Here is a 9047-nt window from a genome sequence, read left to right on the forward strand (position 1 = left end):
GCCCTGCCTCTTACTCTACTCAGGACCCACGAAGGCTGGCTGTATCTTGCCGTGGTTGTTGATCTGTTCTCACGCAAAATTATCGGCTGGTCCATGCAATCCCGGATGACAAAGGACATTGTCCTGAACGCACTGCTGATGGCTGTATGGCGGCGTAATCCCCAAAAACAGGTGCTGGTTCATTCGGATCAGGGCAGTCAGTACACAAGCCATGAGTGGCAGTCGTTCCTGAAATCACACGGCCTGGAGGGCAGCATGAGCCGTCGCGGTAACTGCCATGATAATGCGGTTGCAGAAAGCTTTTTCCAGTTGTTGAAACGCGAACGGATAAAGAAAAAGATCTACGGAACGCGGGAAGAAGCCCGCAGCGATATTTTTGATTACATCGAAATGTTTTATAACAGTAAGCGTCGGCATGGTTCTAGCGATCAGATGTCACCGACAGAATATGAAAACCAGTATTATCAACGGCTCGGAAGTGTCTAGATTATCCGTGGCGATTCAAATGACATGAACTGTTTCAGCCTGAGAGAAGGGGAGGGCCGTTTTGAAATAGCCTGTGAATTCGATGATCTGCCCGATTTTATCATGATCGACGACAGGGTGCAGACCACGCTCGCCTCAGAACATCTGCTGAATGAAGACGGCAATTTTGAAATCGTCAAAACGTTTAAAGCAACGACCTCAGGAAAACCGGAGCAGACCTGCATCCGCTGCATCCACCCGGATGAGGAGCCCCTGAGAAATTTACTGGGCATGAAAATTTCCGAACTCAAGGCGGTGGGAAAAGAAGTTGAAAAAAATGTGGCGGATAAACGCACCGCATCGTTATGGCGTCAGGCCATCAGGGAAGCCGCCGCTCCCTATACCTGTTCGGAAATGTTGCTGGATGTCGATAAAGAGTTTGGAACCGACACAAAATCATTATGGGGTAAGATCCTCGATTTGCTGCCCACGTATGCGATTTTCAAAGCCGACAGGGAAAGCAGCGACGGGGATTCAGAAGCTAAAAACCCCTTACAGCAGGCCGTAAAAGACGCTCAGGCGGCGCTGCAGGACAAAATTACAGCGCTGGAAAATGAGATCCAGGACAGCGTACTGGATGTCGCACAGAGAACGCTGGATAAATGGGTAAGCGGATTAAATGGTTGATCTTACCTTTGCATGAGAGTGAGACAGACCGGCATCTCATCGGATTATCTGGTTGATGCTTCACCTACTGCTGGTGCATGTTTCCTTCGCTAATTCCAGCAAGAACCCCACACGCCTCAACTTCCCGGTCATCGTTGCAACTCGCTCTCAGTGAAACGAGTTGTTTCTCAAGCGCTTGCAGAGCGGTTATCTGCGACCGCACATGAGAGATGTGATCATCGAGCAAGGCGTTGACGGCGGTACAAGGCTGATGAGGGTCGTCCTGATAGCTCTGTAGTTCGTGAATCTCAGCCAGTGACAGGCCCAGGATTCTGCAGCGACGGATGAAGGCCAGCCCCTCACCATGCTTCTCGGTATAGACACGGTAACCGTTGTCCTGCCGATCAGGCGGCGGCAACAAGCCCTGCTGTTCATAGAAGCGGATCGTCTGTGTTTCGACCCCTACCAACTGCGCCAACTGACCAATGCGCATCAGCCTCCTCCCCAACGGATTCTTTACTCTATTGACCTTATAGTAGCTTTATAGTTTTAAATGGTACCACAACATTGTTCAAGTGGAGTCGTATCATGAGCAAATCCTGTGGTGGCGCCTGTGGCGGTGATGCAACGTCCGCAGCGGATACCGATATACAGGCCTCCTCCGAGGCGCCAGGGAGATGGGTCAGTGTTTATGCCGTGCCGAAGATGGACTGTCCATCAGAAGAACGAATGATTCGCCTAGCCCTGAACGGCTTTGAGGAGATTCGGGCGCTGTCCTTCGACTTGTCGAACCGCCGGCTGAAGGTCGTGCATGACGGCGAGGTCGAGCCCGTCACCTCGAAACTGAAGACCTTGGGGCTAGGCGCCTCGCTTCAGGAAACCGTCGCTGCAAATCCGGAGACCATCAAGGCCGCCGAGTTTTCGGCAGCTTCTGCTAAGCAAGAATCCGGGACCCTGCGCTGGTTGCTCGGCATCAATGCACTTCTGTTCGTGGTGGAAATGACTGCCGGTCTGATCGCCCGGTCCACCGGCCTGATTGGAGAATCCCTGGACAATTTTGCCGATGCGGCGGTGTACGGGCTTGCCCTTTATGCGGTTGGACATAGCGTGAAAATGCAGGTACGTGCCGCGCATCTTGCTGGTGTACTGCAACTGATCTTGGCTGTGGGCGTGCTCGTAGAGGTGGTGAGACGCTTTGTATTCGGTAGTGAGCCTGAATCGCTGGTGATGATGGCTATCGCATTCGTCGCATTGATTGCCAATACCAGTTGTCTGCTGCTCATATCCAAACATCGGGAAGGCGGGGCGCACATGAAGGCAAGCTGGATATTCTCGGCCAACGACGTGGTGATCAACCTGGGGGTCATCACCGCCGGCGCCCTGGTCGCGTGGACCGGTTCCAATTATCCGGATCTGATTATCGGCACCATCGCGGGGGGCATTGTACTTAACGGTGCCAGACGCATTTTGGCGTTGAAGGGTTAAATAATGCTCATTATTGGCAAAAAGCTCTCGCCGTATGCCCTATTGTCCATATCGGGCCTGCTGGCAGCGTCTGATCAGGCTGTAAAGTGGCTGGTGCAGCAATCAATGGCCTATGGCGAGTATGTTTCGGTGACCCCGTTCTTTAACTGGGTGCACCTATGGAACACCGGTGCCGCATTCAGTCTTTTTGCGAATGGTGGAGGCTGGCAGCGCTACTTTTTTATCGGAATCGCGGTAGTGGTCTCGATTTTTCTGATCAAGCTGATCCTTGAAAATCGTCATAAAGGAGAAGCCATCGCTTACAGTCTTATCCTCGGTGGCGCCATGGGCAACCTGATTGACCGGGTCTTTCGCGGCTATGTTGTGGATTCCTTTGATTTCTATTGGCGAGACTGGCATTGGCCGGCCTTCAACCTGGCTGATATTGCAATTGTCCTCGGTGCCTTACTTTTCGTTTCCAGCAGCTTGTTGGGTAAAAAAGGGGTCGTCTCAGAAAACGGAAAATAAAGCACGCTAAGGCATAGCCGACCCTGCCAGGCTTGTTCCGCCCTGTAGCGACGCGATCAGCGGGCAGGAAACATTCCCCTTCCGCGCATGGCAGGCGCACACCAGTTCAGACAGCACGGTTTCCATGCGCGCCAGGTCGGCCATCTTTTCGCGCACGTCCTGAAGCTTGTGCTCGGCCAGGCTGCTGGCTTCCTCGCAGTGGGTGCCATCATCGAGCCGCAACAGCTCGGCGATTTCATCCAGGCTGAAGCCCAGCCGCTGGGCCGATTTCACGAATCGCACCCGCGTCACATCCGCCGCGCCATAGCGGCGAATGCTGCCGTAAGGCTTGTCCGGTTCCGGCAGCAGGCCCTTGCGCTGATAGAACCGGATCGTCTCCACGTTGACCCCGGCCGCCTTGGCAAAAGCGCCAATGGTCAGGCTCTCCAAATTGTTTTCCATATCACTTGACTCCGTACATGAGTACGGAAGTAAGGTTACGCTATCCAATTCAAATTCGAAAGGACAAGCGCATGTCTGAACCACAAAACGGGCGCGGCGCGCTCTTCGCTGGCGGACTGGCCGCCATCCTCGCCTCGACCTGCTGCCTCGGGCCGCTGGTCTTGGTCGCCTTGGGATTCAGCGGGGCATGGATCGGCAACCTGACCGTGCTGGAGCCCTATCGCCCGATTTTCATCGGCGCAGCGTTGGTAGCCTTGTTCTTCGCCTGGCGGCGCATCTACCGCCCTGCGCAAGCCTGTAGACCGGGTGAGGTCTGCGCGATTCCCCAAGTGCGAGCGACTTACAAGCTCATTTTCTGGGTCGTGGCCGTGCTGGTTCTGGTCGCGCTCGGATTTCCCTATGTCATGCCATTTTTCTACTGATCGGAGTTCACCATGAAGAAACTGTTTGCCTCCCTCGCCCTCGCCGCCGTTGTTGCCCCCGTGTGGGCCGCTACCCAGACCGTCACACTGTCCGTACCGGGCATGACCTGCTCTGCCTGTCCGATTACCGTCAAGAAGGCGATTTCCAAGGTCGAAGGCGTCAGCAAAGTTGACGTGACCTTCGAGACACGCGAAGCGGTGGTCACCTTCGATGATGCCAAGACCAGCGTGCAGAAGCTGACCAAGGCAACCGGAGACGCGGGCTATCCCTCCAGCGTCAAGCAGTGAGCCACTGAACCAGAGCCTAGGGCGATCATGGGGATGATCACACGCATTGCCGACAAGGCTGGCGCGCTCGGCAGCGTTGTTTCAGCGATGGGCTGCGCCGCCTGCTTCCCGGCCCTCGCCAGCTTGGGCGCGGCCATCGGGCTGAGCTTTCTACAGGAATACGAAGGGTTGTTTATCTCCACGCTGTTACCGCTGTTCGCCGTCGTGGCTTTGCTGGCGAATGCACTGGGCTGGCTGAGTCATCGGCAATGGCACCGCAGCCTGCTCGGCATGATCGGGCCAGCCATCGTGTTCGCCGGAACCGTCTGGCTGCTTGGCAACTGGTGGACAGCACGCCTCGTATACACCGGCCTAGCCCTGATGATCGGCGTGTCGATCTGGGACTTGGTTTCGCCGGTAAATCGCCGCTGCGGCCCGGATGGCTGCGAACTCCCCGCGAAACACGACTGACTGCGTGAGCCAGCGGCCAACACAGAAAAGGAACGATGAATGACCACCCTCAAAATCACCGGCATGACCTGTGACTCGTGTGCGACGCACGTCAAGGAAGCCCTGGAGAAAGTTCCCGGCGTGCAGTCGGCGGATGTCTCCTATACGAAGGGCAGCGCCAAACTCGCCGTCGAGGCCGGCATATCGCCGGACGCGTTGACTGCCGCCGTGGCCGGACTCGGTTATCGGGCCACGCTCGCCGACGCGCCCGTGCCTCCGGTGGGCGGTGGCTTGCTCGGAAAGATGCGCGAATGGCTAGGTAGCGGCGACAAGGCTGGTGGTGACGGTGGCGGATTGCATATTGCCGTTATCGGCAGCGGTGGCGCGGCGATGGCGGCGGCGCTGAAAGCCGTCGAGCAAGGCGCGCACGTCACCTTGATCGAGCGCGGCACCATCGGCGGCACCTGCGTCAATGTCGGCTGCGTGCCGTCCAAGATCATGATCCGCGCCGCGCACATCGCCCACTTGCGCCGAGAAAGCCCGTTCGATGGCGGCATGCCGCCCACACCGCCGACGATCTTGCGCGAGCGGTTGCTGGCCCAGCAGCAGGCGCGCGTCGACGAACTGCGCCACGCCAAATACGAAGGCATCCTGGATGACAATCCCGCCATCTCCGTGCTGCACGGCGAAGCCCGTTTCAAGGACGCGCACAGCCTGACCGTGCAACTCAACGGTGGTGGCGAACGTGTGCTGGCGTTCGACCGTTGCCTGATTGCCACCGGCGCGAGTCCGGCCGTGCCGCCGATTCCCGGCCTGAAGGACACGCCGTACTGGACTTCCACCGAAGCACTGGTCAGCGACACCATTCCTGAGCGGCTGGCCGTGATTGGTTCGTCGGTGGTAGCGCTGGAACTGGCGCAGGCGTTCGCCCGACTGGGCAGCAAAGTAACGATTCTTGCACGCAGCACCCTGTTCTTCCGCGAAGACCCGGCCATCGGTGAGGCAATCACGGCGGCGTTCCGCGCCGAAGGGATCGAGGTGCTGGAGCACACCCAGGCCAGCCAGGTCGCGCACGAGGGCGGCGAATTCGTGCTCACCACGGCGCACGGCGAGCTGCGCGCCGACAAACTGCTGGTCGCCACCGGTCGCTCGCCCAACACGCGCAGCCTGGCGCTGGACGCGGCAGGTGTCGCGCTCAACCTGCAAGGCGCTATCGTCATCGACGTCGGCATGCGGACCAGCACGCCGGACATCTACGCGGCCGGCGACTGCACCGACCAGCCTCAGTTCGTCTATGTGGCGGCAGCGGCCGGCACCCGTGCGGCGATCAACATGACGGGCGGTGACGCGGCGCTTAACCTTGCCGCCATGCCTGCCGTGGTGTTCACCGATCCGCAAGTCGCCACCGTGGGCTACAGCGAGGCAGAGGCCCAGCACGACGGGATCGAGACCGACAGTCGCACCTTGACCTTGGACAACGTGCCGCGTGCGCTCGCCAACTTCGACACACGCGGCTTCATCAAGCTGGTCATCGAGGAAGGTAGTGGACGGCTCATCGGCGTACAGGCGGTCGCGCCGGAAGCCGGCGAACTGATCCAGACGGCGGTACTCGCCATCCGTAACCGGATGACCGTGCAGGAACTGGCCGACCAGTTGTTCCCCTATCTGACGATGGTCGAGGGACTGAAGCTCGCGGCGCAGACCTTTAACAAGGATGTGAAGCAGCTTTCCTGCTGCGCCGGGTGAGAAAAAGGAGGTGTTCGATGAACGCCTACACGGTGTCCCGGCTGGCCCTTAATGCCGGGGTGAGCGTGCACATCGTGCGCGACTACCTGCTGCGCGGACTGCTGCGGCCGGTGGCGTGCACCCCTGGCGGCTACGGCCTGTTCGACGATGCGGCCTTGCAACGGCTGTGCTTCGTGCGGGCTGCTTTCGAAGCGGGTATCGGTCTCGACGCGCTGGCGCGGCTGTGCCGGGCGTTGGATACCGCGGACGGCGACGAAGCGGCCGCGCAGCTTGCCGTGCTGCGCCAGTTCGTCGAACGTCGGCGCGAAGCATTGGCCGATCTGGAGGTGCAGTTGGCCACCATGCCGACCGAGCTGGTACAGCATGCGGAGAGTCTGCCATGAACAGCCCCGAGCGCTTGCCGACCGAGACACACAAGCCGTTCACCGGCTACCTGTGGGGCGCGTTGGCCGTGCTCACCTGTCCCTGCCATTTGCCGATTCTCGCTGTGGTGCTCGCGGGGACGACGGCCGGCGCGTTCATCGGGGAGCATTGGGGTATTGCAGCCATCACGCTGACCGGCTTGTTTGTCCTGTCCGTGACGCGGCTGTTGCGGGTCTTCAAGGAAAGATCGTGAGCACATCACTGCCCGCCAGATGGACGGCGACCGAATTGGCGCAGGCGGTTGTGCGCGGGCAGTTTGAGCTGCACTACCAGCCGATTGTCGATTTGCGCAGTGACCAGATTGTCGGTGCGGAAGCCCTGTTGCGCTGGCGTCATCCGCAGCTCGGACTTTTGCCGCCGGGCCAGTTCCTGCCCGTGGTCGAATCGTCCGGCTTGATGCCTGAAATCGGCGCTTGGGTGCTGGGCACCGCCTGCCGCCAGATGCGCGAATGGCGGATGCTGGCATGGCAACCGTTCCGGCTCGCCGTCAATGTTTCGGCGAGCCAGGTAGGACCGGATTTCGACGGGTGGGTAAAGGGCGTGCTGGCTGACGCCGAGTTGCCTGCCGAGTATCTGGAAATTGAGCTGACCGAATCGGTCGCGTTCGGCAATCCGGCGATCTTCCCAGCCCTGGAAGCCTTGCGACAGATCGGTGTGCGCTTCGCTGCCGATGACTTCGGGACGGGGTATTCCTGTCTGCAACACCTGAAGTGCTGCCCGATTACTAAGCTCAAGATCGACCAGTCCTTCGTCGCCGGACTCGCCGACGACCACCGCGACCGGACCATCGTGCACACCGTGATTCAGCTTGCGCACGGGCTGGGAATGGACGTGGTGGCCGAGGGCGTGGAAACGCCGACCAGTCTCGCGCTGTTGCGGCAAGCGGAGTGCGATACGGGGCAAGGCTTCCTGTTCGCCAAGCCAGTGCCGGCGGCGGCATTCGCCGCCTTTGTCAGTCAATGGAGGGGTGCCACCATGAATGCAAATGATCCGACTGCCACCAGTTGCTGCGTGTGCTGCAAGGAAATCCCGCTCGACGCCGCCTTCACACCGGAAGGTGCGGAGTACGTCGAGCGCTTCTGCGGGCTGGAGTGTTATCAACGCTTCCAGGCGCGGGCAAGCAACGCGACCGAAACGAGCGCCGAACTGAACGCTTGCGGTTCGCCGCCGTCAGATTGAGGCATACCCTAACCTGATGTCAGATGTTGAGCACAAACAACGTCAGAGTAGGGTATTAATTTATATTTATTGACACATTCAGCCAAGGGTAATAGATTTCATCCTGACATTTTTACCTTTGGAGGCATCTTGCAAGGTCAACGTATCGGCTACGTTCGCGTCAGCAGCTTCGACCAGAATCCTGATCGACAACTGGAACAAATAGAAGTCGGCAAGGTATTCACCGATAAGGCTTCAGGCAAGGACACACAACGTCCCGAACTTGAAAGGCTGCTGGCCTTCGTCCGCGAGGGCGACACCGTGGTGGTGCATAGCATGGACAGGTTGGCACGCAACCTTGATGACCTGCGCCGCATCGTCCAAGGGCTGACACAACGGGGCGTGCGCATGGAGTTCGTCAAAGAAGGGCTAACGTTCACCGGCGAGGACTCACCGATGGCCAATCTGATGCTGTCGGTCATGGGAGCCTTTGCTGAGTTCGAGCGCGCTCTGATCCGCGAACGTCAGCGCGAGGGAATCGTGCTGGCTAAGCAGCGCGGGGCCTACCGGGGACGAAAGAAATCGCTGAACAGCGAACAAATTGCCGAGTTGAAACGGCGAGTTGCGGCAGGCGACCAGAAAACCTTGGTGGCCCGTGACTTCGGCATCAGCCGCGAAACCTTGTACCAGTACCTGCGGGAAGACTGACCATGCCAGGCACTGTTGCAAATAGTCGGTGGTGATAAACTTATCATCCCCTTTTGCTGATGGAGCTGCACATGAACCCATTCAAAGGCCGGCATTTTCAGCGTGACATCATTCTGTGGGCCGTACGCTGGTACTGCAAATACGGCATCAGTTACCGTGAGCTGCAGGAGATGCTGGCTGAACGCGGAGTGAATGTCGATCACTCCACGATTTACCGCTGGGTTCAGCGTTATGCGCCTGAAATGGAAAAACGGCTGCGCTGGTACTGGCGTAACCCTTCCGATCTTTGCCCGTGGCACCGGGATTCAA

At 58.7% G+C, this 9047-nt stretch carries 13 protein-coding genes and 2 pseudogenes; 13 read left to right on the forward strand and 2 right to left on the reverse strand.

The window, feature by feature from the left end; all coding sequences use genetic code 11:
• A partial coding sequence (locus IM317_RS19920) for an IS3 family transposase (protein WP_114141628.1) occupies positions 1–486 on the forward strand: 486 nt, incomplete at its 5' end.
• Positions 487–510: 24 nt separating this feature from the next.
• Positions 511–1128, forward strand: a pseudogene (locus IM317_RS19925) (AAA family ATPase); the annotation flags it as partial.
• A gap of 88 nt (positions 1129–1216) precedes the next feature.
• On the opposite strand, the gene cadR reads toward IM317_RS19925, so the two are convergent.
• The gene (gene cadR, locus IM317_RS19930; RefSeq protein WP_004364961.1) at positions 1217–1624 is read right to left on the reverse strand and encodes a Cd(II)/Pb(II)-responsive transcriptional regulator; all 408 of its coding nucleotides are present in this window, start codon (positions 1622–1624) and stop codon (positions 1217–1219) included.
• Positions 1625–1719: 95 nt separating this feature from the next.
• Between cadR and IM317_RS19935 the strand changes: the two genes are divergently transcribed.
• Both IM317_RS19935 and lspA read left to right on the forward strand, forming a co-directional pair.
• Positions 1720–2616, forward strand: coding sequence for a cation transporter (locus IM317_RS19935; RefSeq protein ID WP_004364974.1), 897 nt, complete (start codon positions 1720–1722; stop codon positions 2614–2616).
• Between the two features lie 3 nt (positions 2617–2619).
• Complete coding sequence (gene lspA, locus IM317_RS19940) at positions 2620–3123, forward strand: signal peptidase II (protein WP_049015781.1); 504 nt, start codon at positions 2620–2622, stop codon at positions 3121–3123.
• A gap of 6 nt (positions 3124–3129) precedes the next feature.
• Here the strand turns inward: lspA and merR are convergent, their stop codons facing one another.
• Positions 3130–3564: an Hg(II)-responsive transcriptional regulator gene (merR, locus tag IM317_RS19945; RefSeq protein WP_024552202.1), complete on the reverse strand. Its 435-nt coding sequence runs from the start codon at positions 3562–3564 to the stop codon at positions 3130–3132.
• A gap of 71 nt (positions 3565–3635) precedes the next feature.
• On the opposite strand from merR, the gene merT reads away from it, so the two are divergent.
• The 9 genes and pseudogenes from merT to IM317_RS19990 all read left to right on the forward strand — a co-directional run.
• Positions 3636–3986 carry a mercuric ion transporter MerT gene (gene merT, locus IM317_RS19950; RefSeq protein ID WP_024552203.1) on the forward strand — a complete coding sequence of 117 codons (351 nt, stop codon included), beginning with the start codon at positions 3636–3638 and terminating at the stop codon, positions 3984–3986.
• 12 nt (positions 3987–3998) lie between these two features.
• Positions 3999–4274 (forward strand): mercury resistance system periplasmic binding protein MerP, encoded by a 276-nt coding sequence (merP, locus tag IM317_RS19955; RefSeq protein WP_024552204.1) that lies wholly within the window; start codon positions 3999–4001, stop codon positions 4272–4274.
• A 27-nt stretch (positions 4275–4301) separates the two neighbouring features.
• Positions 4302–4724, forward strand: coding sequence for an organomercurial transporter MerC (gene merC / locus IM317_RS19960; RefSeq protein ID WP_024552205.1), 423 nt, complete (start codon positions 4302–4304; stop codon positions 4722–4724).
• 39 nt (positions 4725–4763) lie between these two features.
• Positions 4764–6449, forward strand: coding sequence for a mercury(II) reductase (gene merA / locus IM317_RS19965; RefSeq protein ID WP_024552206.1), 1686 nt, complete (start codon positions 4764–4766; stop codon positions 6447–6449).
• A gap of 17 nt (positions 6450–6466) precedes the next feature.
• Complete coding sequence (gene merD / locus IM317_RS19970) at positions 6467–6832, forward strand: mercury resistance co-regulator MerD (protein WP_021138753.1); 366 nt, start codon at positions 6467–6469, stop codon at positions 6830–6832.
• Entirely contained in the window at positions 6829–7065 is a 237-nt protein-coding gene (gene merE, locus IM317_RS19975) for a broad-spectrum mercury transporter MerE (RefSeq protein WP_021138754.1), read from the forward strand. The genes merD and merE overlap by 4 nt, the downstream gene beginning before the upstream one ends.
• Positions 7062–8051 (forward strand): DUF3330 domain-containing protein, encoded by a 990-nt coding sequence (locus IM317_RS19980; RefSeq protein ID WP_024552207.1) that lies wholly within the window; start codon positions 7062–7064, stop codon positions 8049–8051. The genes merE and IM317_RS19980 overlap by 4 nt, the downstream gene beginning before the upstream one ends.
• A gap of 129 nt (positions 8052–8180) precedes the next feature.
• Complete coding sequence (locus tag IM317_RS19985; RefSeq protein WP_001162010.1) at positions 8181–8738, forward strand: recombinase family protein; 558 nt, start codon at positions 8181–8183, stop codon at positions 8736–8738.
• 71 nt (positions 8739–8809) lie between these two features.
• Positions 8810–9047 (forward strand): annotated as a pseudogene (locus IM317_RS19990) (IS6 family transposase); the annotation flags it as partial.

Origin of the sequence: Enterobacter cloacae complex sp. S3, assembly GCF_014930495.1 — a bacterium.
Lineage (GTDB): Bacteria > Pseudomonadota > Gammaproteobacteria > Enterobacterales > Enterobacteriaceae > Enterobacter > Enterobacter asburiae_B.

What these genes read in the sequence shown, in the direction of transcription:
- merR (WP_024552202.1), bottom strand. Translation starts at nt 3,564, where the DNA reads ATGGAAAACAATTTGGAGAGCCTGACCATTGGCGCTTTTGCCAAGGCG.
- merE (WP_021138754.1), top strand. Translation starts at nt 6,829, where the DNA reads ATGAACAGCCCCGAGCGCTTGCCGACCGAGACACACAAGCCGTTCACC.
- merA (WP_024552206.1), top strand. Translation starts at nt 4,764, where the DNA reads ATGACCACCCTCAAAATCACCGGCATGACCTGTGACTCGTGTGCGACG.
- merP (WP_024552204.1), top strand. Translation starts at nt 3,999, where the DNA reads ATGAAGAAACTGTTTGCCTCCCTCGCCCTCGCCGCCGTTGTTGCCCCC.
- IM317_RS19935 (WP_004364974.1), top strand. Translation starts at nt 1,720, where the DNA reads ATGAGCAAATCCTGTGGTGGCGCCTGTGGCGGTGATGCAACGTCCGCA.
- cadR (WP_004364961.1), bottom strand. Translation starts at nt 1,624, where the DNA reads ATGCGCATTGGTCAGTTGGCGCAGTTGGTAGGGGTCGAAACACAGACG.
- merD (WP_021138753.1), top strand. Translation starts at nt 6,467, where the DNA reads ATGAACGCCTACACGGTGTCCCGGCTGGCCCTTAATGCCGGGGTGAGC.
- merT (WP_024552203.1), top strand. Translation starts at nt 3,636, where the DNA reads ATGTCTGAACCACAAAACGGGCGCGGCGCGCTCTTCGCTGGCGGACTG.
- merC (WP_024552205.1), top strand. Translation starts at nt 4,302, where the DNA reads ATGGGGATGATCACACGCATTGCCGACAAGGCTGGCGCGCTCGGCAGC.
- lspA (WP_049015781.1), top strand. Translation starts at nt 2,620, where the DNA reads ATGCTCATTATTGGCAAAAAGCTCTCGCCGTATGCCCTATTGTCCATA.